Annotated in this window: 17 protein-coding genes; 6 read left to right on the forward strand and 11 right to left on the reverse strand. The window is 60.0% G+C overall.

Annotation, left to right across the window (positions count from 1 at the left end):
* Window positions 1-42 precede the first annotated feature (42 nt).
* Genes QN370_RS10685 through QN370_RS10700 form a run of 4 tightly spaced genes read right to left on the reverse strand, consistent with a single transcriptional unit; the run spans window position 43 to window position 5,993 of the window.
* Window positions 43-3,147 (reverse strand): CusA/CzcA family heavy metal efflux RND transporter, encoded by a 3,105-nt coding sequence (locus QN370_RS10685; protein WP_322125499.1) that lies wholly within the window; start codon window positions 3,145-3,147, stop codon window positions 43-45.
* Window positions 3,137-4,294 (reverse strand): efflux RND transporter periplasmic adaptor subunit, encoded by a 1,158-nt coding sequence (locus QN370_RS10690; protein WP_322125500.1) that lies wholly within the window; start codon window positions 4,292-4,294, stop codon window positions 3,137-3,139. Before QN370_RS10690 ends, QN370_RS10685 begins: the two co-directional genes overlap by 11 nt.
* Window positions 4,291-5,598 carry a TolC family protein gene (locus QN370_RS10695; RefSeq protein ID WP_322125501.1) on the reverse strand — a complete coding sequence of 436 codons (1,308 nt, stop codon included), beginning with the start codon at window positions 5,596-5,598 and terminating at the stop codon, window positions 4,291-4,293. The genes QN370_RS10690 and QN370_RS10695 overlap by 4 nt, the downstream gene beginning before the upstream one ends.
* The gene (locus QN370_RS10700) at window positions 5,595-5,993 is read right to left on the reverse strand and encodes a hypothetical protein (RefSeq protein WP_322125502.1); all 399 of its coding nucleotides are present in this window, start codon (window positions 5,991-5,993) and stop codon (window positions 5,595-5,597) included. Before QN370_RS10700 ends, QN370_RS10695 begins: the two co-directional genes overlap by 4 nt.
* Window positions 5,994-6,134: 141 nt before the next feature.
* Here QN370_RS10700 and QN370_RS10705 point away from each other — a divergent pair, with 141 nt between their 5' ends.
* The gene (locus QN370_RS10705; RefSeq protein ID WP_322125503.1) at window positions 6,135-6,803 is read left to right on the forward strand and encodes a response regulator transcription factor; all 669 of its coding nucleotides are present in this window, start codon (window positions 6,135-6,137) and stop codon (window positions 6,801-6,803) included.
* Window positions 6,800-8,179 carry a sensor histidine kinase gene (locus QN370_RS10710; RefSeq protein WP_322125504.1) on the forward strand — a complete coding sequence of 460 codons (1,380 nt, stop codon included), beginning with the start codon at window positions 6,800-6,802 and terminating at the stop codon, window positions 8,177-8,179. The genes QN370_RS10705 and QN370_RS10710 overlap by 4 nt, the downstream gene beginning before the upstream one ends.
* On the opposite strand, the gene QN370_RS10715 is transcribed toward QN370_RS10710, so the two are convergent.
* Window positions 8,176-9,531, reverse strand: a complete 1,356-nt coding sequence (locus QN370_RS10715) for a diguanylate cyclase (RefSeq protein WP_322125505.1) — start codon at window positions 9,529-9,531, stop codon at window positions 8,176-8,178. The two genes, QN370_RS10710 and QN370_RS10715, sit on opposite strands and share 4 nt — an antisense overlap.
* Before the next feature lie 180 nt (window positions 9,532-9,711).
* Between QN370_RS10715 and QN370_RS10720 the strand changes: the two genes are divergently transcribed.
* Window positions 9,712-10,530, forward strand: coding sequence for a DUF4198 domain-containing protein (locus tag QN370_RS10720; protein WP_322125506.1), 819 nt, complete (start codon window positions 9,712-9,714; stop codon window positions 10,528-10,530).
* Window positions 10,531-10,546: 16 nt separating this feature from the next.
* Here QN370_RS10720 and QN370_RS10725 read toward each other — a convergent pair whose 3' ends face one another.
* Window positions 10,547-11,593, reverse strand: a complete 1,047-nt coding sequence (locus QN370_RS10725; protein WP_322125507.1) for an NADP-dependent oxidoreductase — start codon at window positions 11,591-11,593, stop codon at window positions 10,547-10,549.
* A gap of 311 nt (window positions 11,594-11,904) precedes the next feature.
* On the opposite strand from QN370_RS10725, the gene QN370_RS10730 reads away from it, so the two are divergent.
* Both QN370_RS10730 and purU read left to right on the forward strand, forming a co-directional pair.
* Window positions 11,905-12,474, forward strand: coding sequence for a polymer-forming cytoskeletal protein (locus QN370_RS10730; RefSeq protein WP_322125508.1), 570 nt, complete (start codon window positions 11,905-11,907; stop codon window positions 12,472-12,474).
* A 206-nt stretch (window positions 12,475-12,680) separates the two neighbouring features.
* Window positions 12,681-13,550 carry a formyltetrahydrofolate deformylase gene (gene purU / locus QN370_RS10735; protein WP_322125509.1) on the forward strand — a complete coding sequence of 290 codons (870 nt, stop codon included), beginning with the start codon at window positions 12,681-12,683 and terminating at the stop codon, window positions 13,548-13,550.
* Between the two features lie 63 nt (window positions 13,551-13,613).
* Here the strand turns inward: purU and QN370_RS10740 are convergent, their stop codons facing one another.
* The 4 genes from QN370_RS10740 to yjgA form a co-directional block, all read right to left on the reverse strand.
* Entirely contained in the window at window positions 13,614-14,054 is a 441-nt protein-coding gene (locus QN370_RS10740; protein ID WP_322125510.1) for a hypothetical protein, read from the reverse strand.
* A gap of 292 nt (window positions 14,055-14,346) precedes the next feature.
* Window positions 14,347-15,024, reverse strand: coding sequence for an alpha/beta hydrolase (locus QN370_RS10745; RefSeq protein ID WP_322125511.1), 678 nt, complete (start codon window positions 15,022-15,024; stop codon window positions 14,347-14,349).
* Window positions 15,025-15,043: 19 nt separating this feature from the next.
* Entirely contained in the window at window positions 15,044-15,676 is a 633-nt protein-coding gene (gene mog / locus QN370_RS10750; RefSeq protein WP_322125512.1) for a molybdopterin adenylyltransferase, read from the reverse strand.
* On the reverse strand, window positions 15,654-16,238 hold the full coding sequence (gene yjgA, locus QN370_RS10755; protein WP_322125513.1) for a ribosome biogenesis factor YjgA: 585 nt from the start codon (window positions 16,236-16,238) through the stop codon (window positions 15,654-15,656). The genes mog and yjgA overlap by 23 nt, the downstream gene beginning before the upstream one ends.
* A gap of 82 nt (window positions 16,239-16,320) precedes the next feature.
* Between yjgA and pmbA the strand changes: the two genes are divergently transcribed.
* Window positions 16,321-17,685 carry a metalloprotease PmbA gene (pmbA, locus tag QN370_RS10760; RefSeq protein WP_322125514.1) on the forward strand — a complete coding sequence of 455 codons (1,365 nt, stop codon included), beginning with the start codon at window positions 16,321-16,323 and terminating at the stop codon, window positions 17,683-17,685.
* A 10-nt stretch (window positions 17,686-17,695) separates the two neighbouring features.
* Here the strand turns inward: pmbA and QN370_RS10765 are convergent, their stop codons facing one another.
* A complete protein-coding gene (locus QN370_RS10765; protein ID WP_322125515.1) occupies window positions 17,696-18,745 on the reverse strand; it encodes a chemotaxis response regulator protein-glutamate methylesterase in 1,050 nt (349 codons plus the stop codon).

Here is an 18,745-nt window from a genome sequence, read left to right on the forward strand (position 1 = left end):
GGAGCTGCCTGCTTGCTATTAACGCTGCTTATTAATGACATATCAAACTTCTTTCTTGGCTTGTTGGCCTTGTTTATTGGAAAACCATGCGTACGCCAGCGGCAAGAGCAACAGCGTGAAGAACGTCGCCGACACAATGCCGCCGACAATGACCACTGCAAACGGCCGCTGGGTTTCGGAGCCGATGCCGTGCGACAGGGCTGCCGGTAGCAGACCTAGTCCAGCCATCAGCGCCGTCATCAGGATCGGTCGCAAGCGCGAGACCGCACCTTCGATCGAACTGGTCAGTCCGTTCTGGCCAGCCTGTCCGTTCTCGATAATCTGCTCGACCATGATCACGCCGTTCTGTACCGAGATGCCGGCCACGGCAATGAAGCCGACCGCTGCCGAGACTGAAAAATGCAATCCTGCCAGGGCCAGTCCGAGGATGCCGCCGATCAGTGCAAACGGCACGATGGCCAGTACCAGCAAGGCTTTTGGTACCGACTTGAACGCCCAGAACAGCAATGAAAAAATCAGCAGGCCGGTGATCGGTACGATCACTTCGAGCCGCTTGACAGCACGTTGCTGGTTCTCGAACTGGCCGCCCCAGCTGATTTGATAACCGGGGGGCAAGTGCACCTGGTCGGCGACTTTCTGCTGCGCTTCGGCGACGAAGCTGCCCTGATCGCGTCCCAGCAAGTTGGCTTTGACCGAGGCATTGCGTTCGCCGGCTTCACGGCTGATACGCGCCGGTCCCTGACGGATATCGATACGCGCCAGATCACCGAGCGCCACGGTACCGGTTGCACCCGGCAAGCTGATCTGCAGTGCAGCGATATCGTCGACAGAATTGCGCGCGTTCTCCTGCAAGCGGATCACGATATCGAAGCGGCGATCGCCTTCGAAATAGACATTGACGGCATTGCCCGCCAGCGCGGTCTGGATCGCCGTATTGACATCGGCGACATTAATGCCGAGCCGGGCCATGCGTTCGCGGTCCATCACGATATCGAGTTCGCTCTGGCCGCCGATCTTGACCGCAGCCACATCGGCCGCACCCTGAATGGTCGACAGGATGGCCGCAATCTGCTCGCTCTTTTGCGCCAGGATGGCCAGATCCGGACCAAAAATCTTGATCGCTATTTCGCCTTTCACACCAGACAGCGCTTCTTCGACGTTGTCCTGTATGACTTGCGAAAAATTGGTCGGCAGACCGGGCAGGTGATGGATTTTTTCGGTCATGTCAGCCACCAGCGCGTCCTTGTCCTTGAAGTTCCAGGTGGCATGCGGTTTCAGGTCGGCCAGGATTTCCATGTTGTTCGGCCCTTTCGGATCGGTGCCGTCGTCGGGCCGGCCGATGTGCGAGAGCACGTTATTGACTTCCGGATAGCTCTTCAGGATGGCGCGTACCTGCTGTTCCATGGCGCGGGTTTTTTCCAGCGAACTGGAGTTCGGCAGGCTGATCGTCAGCCAGATATTGCCTTCGTCCAGCTTGGGCAGAAACTCGCTGCCCAGCATCGGTGCCAGCACCATCGTCAGCACCAGCGCCGCGGCGGCACTACCGAAGACCAGCTTGCGGCGTTGCTGTGCGCCAGTCAGCATGCGCCGGTACCAGGCCTGTATTGCCGCCATCCAGTTGCTATGCTGTTCGGCCATCGGATGGCGCTGCATGGTCCACGCCAGCAGCGTCGGCACCAGCGTCATCGTCAGGATGATGGCACCGACCATCGCAAAGCTGATCGTGAAAGCGACCGGCGAAAAGATCTTGCCCTCGACCCGCTGGAACGTATAGATTGGGATGAAGGCAAGGATGATGATGGCCTTCGCAAACAGGATCGGATGACCCAGCTGGACCACGGTTTCCTTGAGCGTGCGGGTGCGCCATGCGGTGGCCGACAGGCCGCTCGCCGGATCATAGGTTTGCAGCGCGAGGCGCACCATCAAGGCTTCGACCAGTACCACCGCGCTGTCGATGATGATGCCGAAATCGACTGCGCCCAGCGAGATCAGGTTGGCCGGAATGCCGCGTGCATCGAGCATGATGAACGCGCACAGTAGCGACAGCGGGATCACGGTCGCAACGATCAGCGCGGCGCGCCAGTTGCCGAGAAAGAGCATCAGGATGGCAATCACCAGCCCCGCGCCGACCAGCAGGTTTTCGGCCACGGTCTTGACCGTATGATCGATCAGCTCGGTGCGGTCGTAGATGGTTTTCAGACGCACGCCCGGTGGCAGCTTGGCGTTGATCGCTGCGATGCGCAGCTTGACGTCGGCCACCACCTTGGCCGCATTGCTGCCCTTGGTCATCTGCACGATGCCTTCGACCACGCTGTTGTTATCGTTGTACGCGACCACACCGGAGCGCGGCCGGAAACCGGTGGTGACCGAGGCCACATCCGACACCAGCACCGTGTTGCCGTTCTTTGCGCTGACCATCACGCGGCCGATGTCATCGAGCCGCGTGAAGATGCCGATACCGCGCACCACCAGCGCTTCATCGCCACGTCGCACCAGTCCACCGCCGACATTGGCACTGTTGTTGGTCAGTGCCTGACTGACCTGATCGAGCGTGACGTTGTAGCGCTTGAGCGCGGCCGGGTCGATCTGTACCTGGTATTCCTTGACCGTGCCGCCAAAACTGACCACGTCGGCGACGCCCGGCACGATGCGCAGACCGGGCCGGATTACCCAGTCCTGCAAGGCGCGCACCGCGTTGGCATCCATGTCGGCCGGGGCATCGACGATGTAGCGATAGATCTCGCCAACCGCCGTGGTCAGTGGGGCGAGGCTGGGCTGGATACCGGTCGGTAGTGTCACGTTACCGAGCTTCTCCAGCACCTGCTGTCGCGCAAAGTAATCATCGGTGCCATCGGCAAAAGTCAGTGTCACCACCGACAGGCCGGTCAATGTCACCGAGCGCAACTGGGTCTGGTGCGGCACGCCGCTCATCTCGCGTTCGATCGGCAACGTGATGGCGCGTTCGACTTCTTCCGGAGCCTGTCCGGGAAATTGCGTGACGATCTGCACCTGCACATCCTGCACGTCCGGGAACGCTTCGATCGGCAGATTGGTCAGCGCCCGATAACCGAACAGCGTCAGTGCCAGCGTCAGGATCAGCACGAACACGCGCTGCGCCAGAACGAAGTCAACCAGCTTAGCGAGCATCGCCGGCTCCTTCGGCATTGAGCAGGAAGGCACCGTCGGTAACGACCCGCTCGCCGCTGGTCAAACCGCCATCGACATAGCTGGTATCGCGACCACGCAGTTGCACATTGACGCGGCGCTTCTCGAAGGTACCAGGCTGTTTTTCGACGAACACGTAACTGGCCACGCCATCGGCAAACAGGCTGGTGTTGGGCAACGGAATGGCTTGCTTCGCGCCATCGCCGGACAGGAAGGCGACCCGGACAAACATCTCCGGCTTGAGCTTGTGGTCCGGATTACTCACGGTGCAGCGCACTTGCACGCGGCGTGTGCCCGGGTCCAGCGTCAGGCCGACGCGATCGATACGGGCAGCGAAGTGCTGGCCCGGCCAGGCATCGGTATCGAGCGTGACGGCCTGGCCCGGGGTGAGTCCGGTGGCGCTGCGGTCGGGGACATCGACGATGACCCATAACTGGTTCAGATCGGTGATGACAAACAGCGGGTTCGGCAAATCGGGGCGCACTTCAAGACCCGGCGTGATCTGGCGATCAGCGACCACACCGGCCAGCGCTGCGGTCAGACGAAACTGGCCATTTTCGCTGCCGGTGGCATGCAGGCTTTTCATGCGCAAACCGGCGCGACGGGTTTCGGCGCTGGCTTGCTGTTGATCGGCCAGTGCGGATTCGACGTCCTTGCGGGCGATGACTTCACCGTCGAACAAGGTGCGGGCGCGGTCGAGCGCGAGCTTCTTGCGCAGTTCGTCGGCTTGCGCTTTGCGCCAGTCGGCGTCGGCGGTGGCCAGGTCGGGTGCATCAAGCGTGGCCAGCAAAGCGCCGCGCGCGACCGTGTCGCCAATCTCGGCATGCAGACCGGTGACCCGGCCAGCCACTGGCGAACTGACGCGGGTGGTGTGGTTTTCATTGTAGGTAACGCGTCCGGTCAGCGGTTCGGACAGCGGCAAGGCTTCCGCATTGACGGTACTGATGCGCAGTGACGACAGTTGCGGTGCCGACGCGCCGAGTTCAATCACGCCCGGCGTTTTTTGCTGCACTGGTGCAGCAACGGGCGCGGGTTCCGCAGCGGCATTGACATAGCGATATCCGGCGATGGCGGCAGCGATGGCGGCGGCACACACTGCGGCCTTGATGACGTGGCTGGACTGGATCATGGTGCGGTTCTTTCATTGGTGACAGCCTGCCAGGCCGCCAGAGATTTGGCATAGTCGGCCCGTGCCGCCAGCGCATCGAGCTGCGTGGCGCGCCAGGTCCGGCGTGCATCGAGGACATCCATCACGCCGAGGGCGCCATGGGAAAAAGCGAATTCGGTGGCGTCGACCGATTTGCGAGCCGCCGCCAGCAAGCCGTTGTCGTAGCGTGCGATGCGCTCGAAGGCGGCTTGCGCATCGGAGCGAGCACGCGCCAGATCGCTGCGGGCCAGGTCGCGGATGCGCAGCAGGTTTTCTTCGGCGCTGTCGCGCAGGCTGTCGGCCATGCGGATTTCACCGTCGTACTGATAGCGGGCGAACAGCGGGATCTGCAGCGCGATACCGACGGTATTGCCGCTGCCTTGTGTATTGGTGGCACTGACCGGATAGTGTTCAAACTGGACACCGACCGAGACATCGCGGGTACGCAAGGCCAGTGCCTGCTTGTGCGCAGTGACGGCCGCATCGAGTCGTGCCTGCGCCGCCAGCACATCGGCGCGGCGTGCGAGCAGCGCGTCCGTCGCCTGCGCTGACAGGCTGCCGTCGAACGGCATGGCTGGCCACGGATCGGTCGGTATCAGGCCGGCCGGATCGTCGCGAGTACCGAGCAGTAGCACCAGCACCTCGCGCGTACGATTCAGTTCGGCACTGCTCTGGAGCACGTCGTTTTGCGCACGCAGTGCATCGATCTGCAGGCGTGCGACATCGGCGCTGGCGAGGTCACCCGCTTTCAGACGCTTTTGTGCTGCGGCGACGGTGGCGTCGTATAGCGCGGCGCTCTGGCGTGTGATCGCCTGTTTTTCCAGCGCGGCGAGCACGTCGTAATAAGCCTGGCTGACGGCGATGCCGAGCTGGCGCTGGACGTCGTCGAGATCATGTTGCGCAGCGCTTTCCAGTTGCCGTGCATTTTGCGTGCGCAGTGCACGCTTGTCGCCGCGCTCGATCAGTTGATCAATGCGCACGGTACTGTCGACGGTCTTGTCGCGCAGGCCACCGGCACCGATGCCGGTATGCGGATTGATGCCCATAGTTTGCAGAGTCAGCATCGGATTGGGTGCCGCAGCCGCCATCACGCTGGCGGCACGGGCGCTGGCGATGGCAATGCTGGCCAGACGCAAGTCGTGATTTTGTCTGTGTGCAGTGTGCAGTGCTTCGTCCAGCGTCAGGTTGCCGTTACTGGCAAAGCTGGTGCTGCTTTGCAGCAGTGCCAGCAGCAGACTTAATGCAGCGCGGGGCAGGGCGCGTCGCTTCCACTGGTACTGGCTCATGGCTGCACCGGCAGCATCGGTAGCATCGGCACCACCCGCGCCAGTCGGCCTAACTGTCCGGCAGCGCAGTTCTCGGGCCACACATCAACCGGTTGGTTCAGCACCAGTTGCACGCCATCCGGCCATTCCGCCACGGTGCTCTGCATCTGGCCCAGACGTGGCGTGCTGATGCGCACATAGCGATGGGCGGCGCGCTCGGCCGGCGAGCGCCGCGCCAGGCAGGGCGGCAATTCCTGCGCCGGCGTGTCGGCAAAATAAAAGCTGACGACGGTGCCTGACACGGTCCGGTGTGACAACCCGGATGGCGCATGGTGAACCGGTGTTGCGCAAGCAGTCAGCAACAGGGCGATTAGCGTTGCGGTGAGGGTGGTGATAGTGGTCGTGGCAGGGCGCATGGAAATCCTGAATCAGGGGGCCGTAAATAAAAAAATGCATGAAATAACTGATGGCCGTAGACTAGCGGCCGGTCCTGTCAGGACCATGACGGCAAGCTGACGGCAAGCTGACAATTCCTTTTTTTTTGAAGTGACACGGCGATGCATGTCTTGCTGGCGGAAGATGATTCGATACTGGCCGATGGCATTGCGCGCGCGCTGCGTTCGCATGGCATGGTGGTGGATGTAGTTGACAATGGCAGCGCGGTGGAACTGGCCATCAAGCATGCGGAAATTGCCGTGCTGGTGCTCGATATCGGTCTGCCCGGCATCGACGGGTTTGAAGTGGTGCGGCGCTTGCGACTGCACGGCATGCAAGTCCCGGTGCTATTGCTGACAGCCCGCGATGCGATTCAGGATCGCGTGCACGGCTTTGAACTCGGCGCCGATGACTACCTGGTCAAACCGTTCTCGACGCTGGAACTGGTGGCGCGCCTGAAAGCGCTGGTGCGTCGCAGCGCACCCAAGCCGATTGAACTCAATGTCGGTGGTCTCACGCTCGACACGTTCACCCGGCGCGCGCACATCGGCAATCAGGTGATCGAGTTCTCGGTACGCGAATGGGCGGTGCTCGAATACCTGATGCAGCAAGCCTCGCGGGTAGTCTCCAAGCAGCAGATCATCGACGCGATCCTGCCGTGGGGCGAGGACTTGACGCTCAATGCAGTCGAAGTCTATGTCTCGCGCATTCGCCTGAAAATCGCCCCCTCCAATATCGCCATCCGTACCATCCGCGGCTTTGGCTATTTGCTGGAACCGGTCGCATCGTGACAGGTCCTGTCAGCAGCCTGCGGATCAACCTGCTCAAGTGGTTGATTGTGCCGCTGCTGGCGATCAACCTGATCGGTGCCGCACTGACGTACCGGCTGGCCTGGGTGCCGGCGCAAATGGCGTTTGACCAGAGCCTGGCCGACGCGGCGTGGGCGCTGGTGCCACGGCTGCGCGATAACGATGGATCGATCCTGATCGACTTGCCGCAGCAGGCCGAGCAGGTATTGCGGCTCGATCATGTCGATGCGATTTATTTCATTGTGCGCAATCAAACGGGACAGCTGATTGCCGGCGACCAGGATTTTCCCTCGGTGCCGGCACCGGAAAAACTCAATGATCCGGTAGCTTATTACGGCACGATGCGCGGCGAGGCAGTGCGCATGATCGTGCTCAAGGCACAGGTTGGCACCCAGATCGTGGCGATCAGCGTCAGCGAAACGCTGCGCAAGCGCAGCCTGATCCGGACCGAGATTTTTGCGGCGCTGTTCGTGCTCGAGGGATTGCTGACAGGCGTCTCGATCGCGCTGACGTGGCTGGCCGTGACACGCGGCTTGCTGCCGCTGAAAAAAATGCAGGACGACCTCAATGCACGCAGTCACGTTACGCTGGCATCGCTGGCACCGGTCAGCGATGCGCAGTTACCGCAAGAGCTGCGACCGCTGGTGGATGCCATCAACTCGCTGCTCGGCAAGGTGCAGGCCGGTGCTACGGCGCAGCAGGCATTTCTGGCCAACGTCGCCCATCAGTTGCGCACGCCACTGGCGGCGTTGCAGATGCAGCTGGAGTGGTTGCAGCAGCGTCACCCGGAAGGACATGAAACCGCGCAATCGGCGACCTTGATGCTGACCGCCACTGCGCGCATGGTGCGCCATACCAACCAGCTGCTGGCCCTGGCGCGGGCCGAGCCAAGCCGGCTTGAAAAAGATCGTTTCGAGGAAGTTGATTTGCAGCGTTTGATCGAAGACACGGTGCAGGTGTTTGTCGAGCAGGCGATGCGCAAGCAGATTGACCTTGGCTTCGAACTGCAGCCGGCCCGGCTGCGCGCCGATCCATTTTTGTTGCGTGACCTGATCGATAACCTGATCGACAACGCGATCCGCTATTCGCCCCACGGCAGTACCGTGACGGTGAGTTGCTGCCGCCAGACCGATGCGGTGCTGTTCCGGGTCGAGGATGACGGACCTGGCATCGCCGAGGCGCAGCGTGAACTGATCTTCAACCGTTTCTATCGGCTCGACGAAACCGTTGCCGGCAGCGGCCTCGGCTTGGCCATCGTGCGCGATATCGTGCTGGCGCATGACGCGCAGATGCACTTGTCGGCCGGACCGAATGGCCGGGGTACGACGTTCTCGGTGGACTTTCCGGCGGGTGGCTAGCCACAGTGGGTTTCGATGCAGTTGCGGCCGGCGTCTTTGGCTCGGTACAGCGCGCTATCACTGCGCGACAGGATGGCTTCGACATGGGCATCGCTGGCCAGCATGACGGCAATGCCAATGCTCACGGTGACCGCAAGCGGTTGGCCCGCTATCGTCAGGGTCTGGCTGACCATGCGCTGACGCATTCGCTCGGCAAACAGCGTGGCCGAAACCAGTGTTGCGCCGGACAGCACCACGGCAAATTCCTCGCCGCCGATGCGACCGGCGATATCGTTCTTGCGTAATTCTTCCTGCAGGACACCGGCGAAGTGCTTGAGCACCATGTCGCCAGCGGCGTGCCCGTGGGTGTCATTGATCTTCTTGAAGTGATCGAGATCGCACATCAGGACCGCACTGCCCGGTTGGCCGCGATGAATGCGGGCGAGTTCTTCCTGCATGCGTGCCATGAAATGCCTGCGGTTCGGCAGGCGCGTCAGGAAATCGGTGGTGGCGAATTCCTGCAGTTCGATATCGAGACGCTTGCGTTCGGTGATATCGGTGATGAATCCATGCCACTGCGTGCTGCCATCGGATTGCCGGGACGGATTTGCATGGACATTGCGCCAGCACAGGCCTTTACGCGGCAGAATCACGCGGTAGTCGTGATGCCAGGGCTGCAAGCTGGCGATGCAGGCTTGTAACGAGCTCTGCCAGTCGGCCAGGTCATCCGGGTGCAACCGTGCATCGATCAGCGCGCCAGTGGAGGTGGCTTGCGCAGGTGTGAGTTCATATATCTCGTCAATGCCGTTGCTGACGTAGCAGTACGCTGCGGTGCCATCGAGCGCAACAGAATAATGGTAGGCCATGCCGGAAATGGCATTGGTCAGGTTGGTGATCAGGTTGATGCTTTGCTGCAGCCGGTTTGCCAGAGCATGGATTTGGCTGACGTCGGTCGTGGTACCAGTCATGCGCAAGGCATGGCCGAGTTCGTCCCGCTCGGTGACCTTGCCACGACTGCATACCCATTTGTAGCTGCCATCTTTGCAACGGAGTCGATGTTCGACGGCATAGCTGTCGGTATGGCGATCAAAATGGGACTGCATTTCGGTCTGCACGTAGGTCAGGTCATCCGGATGGATGCGGGTATAGCTTTCTTCAATGCCGTCGGTGAGATCGGTTTCTGCATAACCCAGCAAGGCTTTCCAGCCGCGCGAATAATGAATCCGGCCTGTGACGACATTACGGTCCCAGACCCCGGTGCCGCTGCCTTCGATGGCCAACTCGAGTCGTGATTCGGCGGTGGTTTCAGGGAAGGATGCATCCTCTGGCGGGGTGGAAAATGGTGCAGGATTTTTTTTGGGAGTGGGCTTCATGGGTGGTACTTGCGAGGCTTGAGAGCTTCGCAGAATGCGCCTCGATCGGCGAGTTTTTGAAGTTTATCATGCTCGCCGTGCAGATCATGCATCCGTATCGTTGTAGCGTGCGTATAGGGAGGTAAGGGCGCGGTAGTCCGTCCGTCCTGCCACTTCGTCACCTTCTCGAATCGAGCTCGCATGCGCCACTGGATCACCTCTGTTTTTGCAACCTTGTTCATGATGATTTCTGGCGGAGCCAGTGCCCATGAATTCTGGATGCGTGCCGAACCGCTCGCGCCACAGGTTGGTTCGCGTGCGCACCTGTTCATTTATTTCGGCGAGTATTTTGAAGGCACACAGGCTGGCTTTCTGACCAGTCACTCTGCGGTGCTGCGTCATTATTCGGCCGCCGGCAGCGAGGACCTGATGGGTCTGGTGCCCTCGGTGAATCCGATCGGTCAAGTTCCGGTACGCATTGGTCGCGCTGGCACCCACCTGGTAGCGTTCGACAGCCACACCGCAACGATCACGCTGCCCGCTGACAAGTTCAATGCCTACTTGCATGACGAAGGGCTCGACAGCATCGTGCGTGAGCGCGAGGCAGCCGGCACGCTGGGGCGGGAAGGACGCGAACGTTTCCGCCGCCATGCCAAAACCCTGATGCAGGCCGGTGGCAAGTCCGACGCGACCTTCGCGATCCGGACCGGGCAGCGGCTGGAACTGGTGCCGCTCAATAATCCGCTCGCGCTACCACCGGGGTCACCGTTGCGCTTCCAGCTGCTGTTTGATGGCAAGCCGCTGCCCGACGCACTATTGCGCGCCTGGCATCACAACGGTGACCAGACCCTATCGATTCGCGCCATCAGCGACAACAACGGCGAGGTCACTTACACCTTGCCCTATCCGGGAGCGTGGATGATCAGCACCGTTCACATGATCGCGGCGACCGAGACCGACGAGGTCGATTGGGATAGCTTCTGGGGCAGCCTACTATTCGAGGTGCCGCGTTTGAAATGACGATGCACCTTGAGGCTTAGTTCTCGTCGGCCACCTGCAGGATCAACTTGCCAAAATTTCCGCCGGTGAACAGCATCAGCAGCGCTTCCGGGAATCTTTCGAGACCGACGACGATGTCTTCGCGCGTCTTGAATGTTCCTTCCTGCATCCATTGCGCCATGGCCTTGACTCCCTTGTGATAACGGTCCGCGTAATCGAAGACGACGATGCCTTCCATGCGGGCGCGGTTGACCAGCAGCGACAGGTAATTGGCCGGCCCTTTGACGGCGGTCGTGTTGTTGTATTGCGAGATCGCGCCGCAAATGACGATGCGGGCTTTCAGGTTGATCCGGGTCAAGACCGTGTCGAGGATCTCGCCGCCGACATTGTCAAAATACACGTCGACGCCTTTCGGACAGTGCTCTTTCAGGCCATCCCGGACCGAGCCGTTCTTGTAATCGATGCAGGCATCGAAGCCCAGTTCATCCACCACAAACGCACATTTTTCGGCACCGCCGGCGATGCCGACCACGCGGCATCCCAGATGTTTGGCTACTTGCCCGACAGTTTGTCCTACCGCACCGGCAGCGCCCGATACCACCACGGTTTCGCCGGCCTTCGGCTGGCCAACTTCGGTCAGACCAAAGTACGCCGTCATGCCCGGCATGCCGAGCGCATTCAGATATTTAGGCAACGGTGCCATGACCGGATCGACCTTGATCAGTGCGGCGTCCTTGTCGTCGGCTGCTCCGGTCCAGTAACTTTGCACGCCCAGACCGCCGCTGACAAAGTCACCCACCGCGAATTTTTCTGACTTCGACGCCAGTACTTTGCCGATGCCGCCAGCACGCATGACTTCATCGATCGCGACCGGACGGATATACGATTTCCCTTCATTCATCCAGCCGCGCATGGCCGGATCGAGCGACAGATAAATCGTTTTAACCAGTACTTCTCCGTCGCCAGGTTCGCGCACCGGTTCGGTAGTGAAGCGCCAGTCACTGTCAACGGGAAGGCCGACAGGCCGGGCGGCGAGACGGTATTGCTGGTTGATCAGGGCGGATGCGATCGATGTGGCGGACATGGTGGTCTCCTGGTTGTGGGTGGTCTTGCATACAGCTTAGTTTGGAACGATCGTGCTTTTTCGTGAAAGTGTAACAATATTTGAACTTATCTAAAAGACCCTAGCTCAAAAAGCCGAGTTCAAACGAGATTTAGCTCAATGATTTGCTCGTCAGGACTTGCGCCAACAAGTAACTAGATGCTTCAATCGGCATGGCATACGGAGACAGAGGTGAGACTGTCGCCTGTTCCGCGCAGTTCCGGCCCGGCATATTTCACACCATCATCATTACAACCCATGCATTTTTCAGGATTGCATTTTCAGGAGATATCATGCTTCGATCAGAAACACTTTTTGGCAAGCGCGACGCTGCGACGCCAGCCGCGCCCGCTTCACCATTTAGCAGCAGTGGCAGCAGCACGCTAGGTAGCGGCTCAGGCATCTCCAAGACATCGTCGCTGGGTGGCTCGGCCGTCGCTGGTGGCAGTCCATCGCATCCTCCGGCAGCACCGGCCTCGACCGAAATGTCGAGCACCAACGAAGTCGGCAGCAAGCTTATCGTCGGTCCGAATATCAAGCTCAAGGGTGTCGAGATCACCGATTGCGACACGCTGGTGGTCGAGGGCCGGGTCGAAGCCACGATGGATTCGCGCGTGATTCAGATCGCTGAAAGTGGCGCATTCAAAGGCTCGGCAGAAATCGACATTGCCGAAATCCGTGGCGAGTTCGATGGCGAACTGACCGTGCGCCAGAAGCTGGTGATTTATTCGACCGGCAAAGTATCCGGCAAGATTCGTTATGGCAAGGTCGTCATCGAAGAGGGTGGCCAGTTGTCCGGTGACGTGCAGGTCGGCGCGATTGGCGCACCACGTAATCTGTCCGTGGCCAAGTCGGTGGTGTAATCCGAAGAGGGTTGGTCCGGGCAGGCAATCTGCCCGGAGTCGCCCGCTCTGGCGTTGATGAAGCTCGGACCAAATCGGGAAGGTTGTTCCGGCGTTGTTCCCGCGTTGTTCCCGTGTGTCCGGCAAAAACGGTGTTTGCGTTCTCCGCGCGATGACCCCATGCGACAATAGCGGCTCTTTTTTGTCTGCGGATTGTTGCCCTCCCGATGATGCATCCCGAATATATCCTCACTCTTTCCTGCCTTGACCAGCGCGGCATCGTTCATCGTGTGTCCGGCTTTCTGGCCGATCATGGTTGCAACATTATTGACTCGGCCCAGTTTGGCGATGCGCAATCGAAACTGTTCTTCATGCGCGTCCATTTTTCAGCAGAAGACGCGGCGGTAACCGGTGACCAATTGCGCACCGGCTTTGCGGCGCTGGCGGCCACGATGCAGATGACGGCGCAACTCAACGATGCGGGCAAGAAGCCGAAGATGATGCTGATGGTGTCGAAAATCGGCCATTGCCTCAATGACCTGCTGTTCCGCTATCGCAGTGGTTTATTGCCTGTGGAGATACCGGCCATCGTCTCCAACCATACCGAGTTTTACCAGTTGGCAGCGAGCTACAACATCCCGTTCCATCACTTGCCACTGGCCGCCGGCGCATCGGCGCAAGACCGGCAACGTCAGGAACAAAAAATCCTCGATCTGGTGGAAGCGCATGACATTGACCTGATCGTGCTGGCGCGCTACATGCAGATTTTGTCACCGGGTCTGTGCGAGGCATTTCGCGGCAAGGCGATCAATATTCATCATTCCTTCCTTCCAAGTTTCAAAGGTGCCAAACCCTACGCGCAGGCGCATGAACGCGGCGTCAAGCTGATCGGCGCGACCGCGCATTTTGTGACAGGTGATCTGGATGAAGGCCCGATCATCGAACAGGATGTCGAGCGGGTTGACCATGCGATGAACCCGGAAACACTCACGGCCATTGGCCGCGATGTCGAATGCGTCGTGCTGGCGCGGGCGGTGAAGTGGTTCGTTGAACACCGGATTGTGTTGAATGGGTCGAAGACGGTGGTGTTCAAGTAATTGTGCGCGTTGCGCCAGTTTTTCCAATGAAGTTACCCGGGGATCAGAAGGCCGCTAAGGAACTCAAACTACATTTTTAGCCTGTTGAAAGGCACTCGCCAAAGGGCTGGGCTGACCTGTCGCTGCAGCCATCGCTTCGCCGGCCAGTGCGTCTGCCGGGTTGGCCAGTTCGGCGAAGGTCGAGGCTGAACCGACCGCGTCCATCACTTTATGCATCCATGGTTTGTCTGCGCATCCAAGTGTGTCCCCTGCCATTTTCATGGTTTCCTGGACTGCGCTCATCGTACCTGCTTCGACGCAGCTGGCAGGAAGCGTGGCGAATTGTAATCCCAATGAAGCCAGTGACGTTGCCATGGCCGTGAAGTTGTGATCTTTGATGGCATTGGCGAGCGCCTTGGTGGTGTCTAACACTGCTTTTAAAACACCACCAATACTTGATGCGACGTCGTGGATTGCAGTACCGATAGACTGAAACATGTGATCTATCTTGGAAAGAATACTCATGAAAATCCCCTTAATTAACCTCATATATTTTGAAGCATTGTTTTAATTGGGTGATTCAAGGTGCTCAGTAGTTCCATCGTAGACCTCAGCGGTCTGTTTTTGCCTGTGCTTTTCCTGCAAGATCAATCAGGATGCCTGGCACTTGCCCTATTTGCAGGAGCCCGGGATGGGTTGCCATGCGCCTCGATAATCGACGCGAATAGCGTTCTCAATAACGGTGCACTGCAATCACCAGCGGCGAGACCATCCGCGCTCCAATAAAGCGATGCGCACGACGTGCATCCTGTGCTGGTCAGTCGGCTGGCAGAACTTTCCGGAACCAAGCCCCAATCGCATCAATCTCTTGCGGACACAGCGAGTGCTGCATCGCATAGTTGTGCCACTCCACCGCATAGCCCAATGCGAGCAACAAGTCCCGCGACTGTTCGGCGCGGGCAATCGGGATAACCGGATCGCTCTCGCCATGCGCCAAAAATATCGGCGTGTGCTGATTGGCCGGATGGCGCTCGTCAGCCAGCTTGGCGTTGAGTGGCACATAGCCTGACAGACACAACAGTCCGGCCAGTTGCTGCGGATAACGCAAGCCAGTTTGCAGCGTCATCGCACAACCCTGCGAAAACCCGGCCAGCACGATCCGGTGGGCGGGAATGCCCGACGCGATCTGATGTGCAATCAATTGCTCGATGGCCAGTTGCGACTTGCGCAAGCCGGCCTCATCTTCGCGCCGGACCAGATCGGTGCCGAGGATGTCGTACCACGAACGCATGACGTAACCGTTGTTGACGGTGACCGGCATCGTCGGCGCATGAGGAAAAACAAAACGGATACCCGGACAGCCGGTCAAATCCAGTTCGCGCACGACCGGTGCAAAGTCATTGCCATCGGCACCCAGTCCGTGCAGCCAGATGACCGCAGCAGTAGGGTTGGGGGAAGATTCGAGGACGATGCAATCGAGCAGGGAAGTGGTCATGGCAAATGGGTGAAAGTGTTCAGGCCGGCTTGACCCGCAACGCAGATTTTGGCCGGAAGACGGTACAGACGGTCGCATCGGTTTCAATGTAAGGACCACCAATGAGGTCGACACAATACGGCACGGCGGCAAAGATCCCGGCGACCAGTTGCTTGCCGTCGGCATCTTTCAAGCCTTCCAGCGTTTCGCGGATCGACTTGGGCTGACCGGGCAAATTCATGATCAGCGCTGCGTGGTCGGCGGTCTCGCGGATCACGGCTACCTGTCGCGACAGGATCGCGGTCGGCACAAACTTCAAGCTGATCTGGCGCATCTGCTCGCCGAACCCAGGCATCTCTTTGGTCGCGATGGCCAGCGTGGCTTCCGGTGTCACATCACGTCGCGCCGGGCCGGTGCCACCGGTGGTCAGCACCAGATGGCAATGCTCGACATCTACCAGTTCGACCAGTGCGGCTTCAATCGCCACGCGCTCATCCGGAATCAGCCGGGTCACGATAACCCACGGGCTAGTCAGCGCACTGGTGAACCAGTCACGCAAGGCCGGTATGCCCTGGTCTTCGTAGACCCCGGCGGACGCACGGTCGGATACCGAGATCAGCCCGATGCGCAGCAGATCCGGCTCAGGCAATTCAGTCTTCGTCGCTGTCATCATCGGCTTCGTCATCGGGCTTGGACTTGGCGGCAACCTGCTTGAGGATCTGGAACAGTTCGCGATAGGCCTTGGGCGGCTTGCTTTCAGCTTGTTCCTTGCGCGCATTGCGGATCAGGCCGCGCAGATGCTGGGCATCGAGTTCCGGATTCTGGTCGAGCAGATCGGTCAGGACTTTTTCATCGGTGAGCAATTTGTCGCGGCGGCGTTCGAGTGCGTGCATCGCATTGGTGTCGGCTTTCGACAGGCCGCGCCAGCTGTCGAGCGTGCGCTGGATGGCGGCCAGTTCGTCGTCGTTGAGCGTGCGCATTTTTTTGCCAACGTATTGCAACTGGCGGCGACGACCTTCGTGATCCTTGATCAGCTGGCACTCGAGGATGGCGTCGCGCACATCTTCGGGCATCGGTACGCGCTTGACGCGGTCGCGTGCTTCGGCGACCAGCTCGGCACCGAGCTTTTGCAGCGCAGTCATGTCGCGCTTGAGTTGGGACTTGGAAGGGCGGTCGTATTCCTGCTCGAACTCGGTCGATTGGAAGCCGCAGTTGCCGCGATTGGGATTAGGCATGATGAAGTGGTAAGGCGCAAAGCCATTCTGTAAACGACTGCTATGATAACCTCTTTACCGCCCAGCCCCCCGAAATCCGTCCATGAGCGCACCCGTCTTTAGTCATACCCAAGAGCAAATGCAGCAACTGACGCAAGATGTGTTGCGCTACGCCCGGCAACGCGGTGCGTCGGACGCCTCCGTCGAAGTCAATGAAGGTCAGGGACTGGCGGTAACGGTGCGCAAGGGCCGGGTCGACACCATCGAACAGAACAAGGACAAGGGCGTGTCGGTGACCCTGTATCTCGGCACTGAAGGTCATCTGCGCAGCGGCAATGCCGATACGTCCGACTTCTCGCAGCAGGCATTGAAAGCCACCGTCGAAGCGGCCTGGAATATCGCCCGCTTCACGGCCGAAGACAATTGTGCCGGCTTGCCCGATCCCGATCAGTACGAAAAAAATCCGCGTGACCTGCAGCTCTACCACCATTGGGATATCGATACGGCGCAGGCCGTGTCGCTGGCGCAGCGCTGCGAGGCAGCGGCATTTGCCGTCGACCCGCGCGTGACCAACAGCGAAGGCGCGGGTGTCTACGCGCAGCACTCGCAATTCGTGATGGCGAACACGCGCGATTTCACGGGCGGCTATGCGTTTTCACGGCACACGATGTCGGTCTCGCCGATCACCGGTCGCGGTGCCGGCATGCAGCGCGATGACTGGTATTCGTCGCAGCGCGATCCGCAGCGGCTGGCCAGTCCTGAAGCCATTGGTCGCTATGCGGCAGAACGCGCGCTGGCCCGGCTGCGGGCGCGCAAACTGTCGACCCGCAAATGTGCCGTGCTGTTTGAAGCGCCGCTGGCGGTTGGCTTGCTAGGGACCTTTATGCAGGCGGTTTCGGGTGGCGCGCTGTATCGCAAGTCGACCTTCTTGCTCGACTCGCTCGGCAAGCAAGCGTTGTCCGACCATATCCGTATTGCCGAAGATCCGTACATTATCGGCGCCGTCGGCTCGGCCCCGTTTGATGATGAAGGCTGTCGAACACGTGCGCGTGACGTCGTCGTCGACGGCATCGTGCAAGGCTATTTTTTGTCGACCTATTCGGCGCGCAAGCTGGGCATGCCCAGTACCGGCAATGCCGGCGGCTCGCATAACCTGACCATGTCGTCCACTCGCACCAAACCGACCGACGACTTCAAGGCCATGCTCGACAAGCTGGGGACCGGCTTGCTGGTCACCGAACTGATGGGCGAGGGCACCAACTATGTCACCGGCGATTACTCGCGCGGCGCGTCCGGCTTCTGGGTCGAGGGCGGCGTGATCCAGTATCCGGTCGAAGAAATCACCATCGCCGGCAATATGCAAACCATGTTCAAACAGATCGTCGCGATCGGTGCCGACACCTATTTGCGTGGCACCAAGCAAACCGGGTCGGTGCTCATCGAGAGCATGACGATTGCGGGCGACTGACCAGCCGGCTTCACAACTGCTGCAGGATCTCGCGTCCGATTCCGCCTAGTGGCACGATCTTGTCGACCGCATTGAGCTTGATGGCTTCTTTCGGCATGCCAAAGACGACACAGCTTTCTTCATCCTGCGCCAGCGTGCGGGCTCCGGCCTGACGCATTTCCAGTAATCCCAGTGCGCCATCGTCGCCCATCCCGGTCATGATCACGCCGAGCGCGTTGGCCCCCGCGCTTCGGGCCACCGACCGGAACAGCACATCGACGGATGGCCGGTGCCGGTTGACCAGCGGGCCGTCGATGACATCGACAAAATACTGGGCACCGACGCGGCGCAGCAGCATGTGCTTGCCACCCGGCGCGATCAATGCCAGACCCTGCACGACGCGATCCTTGTGACGCGCTTCGCGCACTTCGATCTGGCACAGCGTATTGAGGCGGGCAGCGAATTCGGCCGTAAATTTTTCCGGCATGTGCTGCACGATGACGATGCCCGGCGCGACGCGCGGCAAGGCCATCAGCACTTTTTCGAGCGCCTGCGTGCCGCCGGTCGAGGTACCCAGCGCAACGATATGCTGGGTGGTCTGGATCATCGCGCCATGACCGGCCGCCGGTGGCAGGATCGCGTCGGCGCTGAGTTTTTCGACCACCACCAGGCGTTTGATGTTGGCCTTCGCGGCCGTCTTGACGGCATTGAGCAAGTCATTCGAATGATCGCTGAGGAATTGCTTGAGGCCCAGCTTGGGCTTGGTGATGATGGCCACCGCCCCGGCGGCCAGCGCTTCGATCGAGGTGCGGGCACCGGCTTCGGTCAGTGTCGAGCAGATCACCACTGGCGTCGGACGTTCACGCATGATCTGGCGCAAAAAGGTCAGGCCATCCATGCGCGGCATTTCAATGTCGAGCACGATCACGTCTGGCCACTGGGTCTTCATGCGTATCATCGCCAGCAGCGGATCGGCCACAGCGCTGATCACCTCGATCTGCGGATCGGCGTTCAGCATTGCACCCAGTACCTGGCGCACGACGGCTGAATCATCGATCAGCATGACCTTGATCGGTTTCAT

The sequence above is a fragment of the Actimicrobium sp. CCI2.3 genome, assembly GCF_035019065.1.
Lineage (GTDB): Bacteria > Pseudomonadota > Gammaproteobacteria > Burkholderiales > Burkholderiaceae_D > Actimicrobium.

What these genes read in the sequence shown, in the direction of transcription:
- QN370_RS10685 (WP_322125499.1), bottom strand. Translation starts at nt 3,147, where the DNA reads ATGCTCGCTAAGCTGGTTGACTTCGTTCTGGCGCAGCGCGTGTTCGTG.
- QN370_RS10690 (WP_322125500.1), bottom strand. Translation starts at nt 4,294, where the DNA reads ATGATCCAGTCCAGCCACGTCATCAAGGCCGCAGTGTGTGCCGCCGCC.
- QN370_RS10695 (WP_322125501.1), bottom strand. Translation starts at nt 5,598, where the DNA reads ATGAGCCAGTACCAGTGGAAGCGACGCGCCCTGCCCCGCGCTGCATTA.
- QN370_RS10700 (WP_322125502.1), bottom strand. Translation starts at nt 5,993, where the DNA reads ATGCGCCCTGCCACGACCACTATCACCACCCTCACCGCAACGCTAATC.
- QN370_RS10705 (WP_322125503.1), top strand. Translation starts at nt 6,135, where the DNA reads ATGCATGTCTTGCTGGCGGAAGATGATTCGATACTGGCCGATGGCATT.
- QN370_RS10715 (WP_322125505.1), bottom strand. Translation starts at nt 9,531, where the DNA reads ATGAAGCCCACTCCCAAAAAAAATCCTGCACCATTTTCCACCCCGCCA.
- QN370_RS10720 (WP_322125506.1), top strand. Translation starts at nt 9,712, where the DNA reads ATGCGCCACTGGATCACCTCTGTTTTTGCAACCTTGTTCATGATGATT.
- QN370_RS10725 (WP_322125507.1), bottom strand. Translation starts at nt 11,593, where the DNA reads ATGTCCGCCACATCGATCGCATCCGCCCTGATCAACCAGCAATACCGT.
- QN370_RS10730 (WP_322125508.1), top strand. Translation starts at nt 11,905, where the DNA reads ATGCTTCGATCAGAAACACTTTTTGGCAAGCGCGACGCTGCGACGCCA.
- purU (WP_322125509.1), top strand. Translation starts at nt 12,681, where the DNA reads ATGATGCATCCCGAATATATCCTCACTCTTTCCTGCCTTGACCAGCGC.
- QN370_RS10740 (WP_322125510.1), bottom strand. Translation starts at nt 14,054, where the DNA reads ATGAGTATTCTTTCCAAGATAGATCACATGTTTCAGTCTATCGGTACT.
- QN370_RS10745 (WP_322125511.1), bottom strand. Translation starts at nt 15,024, where the DNA reads ATGACCACTTCCCTGCTCGATTGCATCGTCCTCGAATCTTCCCCCAAC.
- mog (WP_322125512.1), bottom strand. Translation starts at nt 15,676, where the DNA reads ATGATGACAGCGACGAAGACTGAATTGCCTGAGCCGGATCTGCTGCGC.
- yjgA (WP_322125513.1), bottom strand. Translation starts at nt 16,238, where the DNA reads ATGCCTAATCCCAATCGCGGCAACTGCGGCTTCCAATCGACCGAGTTC.
- pmbA (WP_322125514.1), top strand. Translation starts at nt 16,321, where the DNA reads ATGAGCGCACCCGTCTTTAGTCATACCCAAGAGCAAATGCAGCAACTG.
- QN370_RS10765 (WP_322125515.1), bottom strand. Translation starts at nt 18,745, where the DNA reads ATGAAACCGATCAAGGTCATGCTGATCGATGATTCAGCCGTCGTGCGC.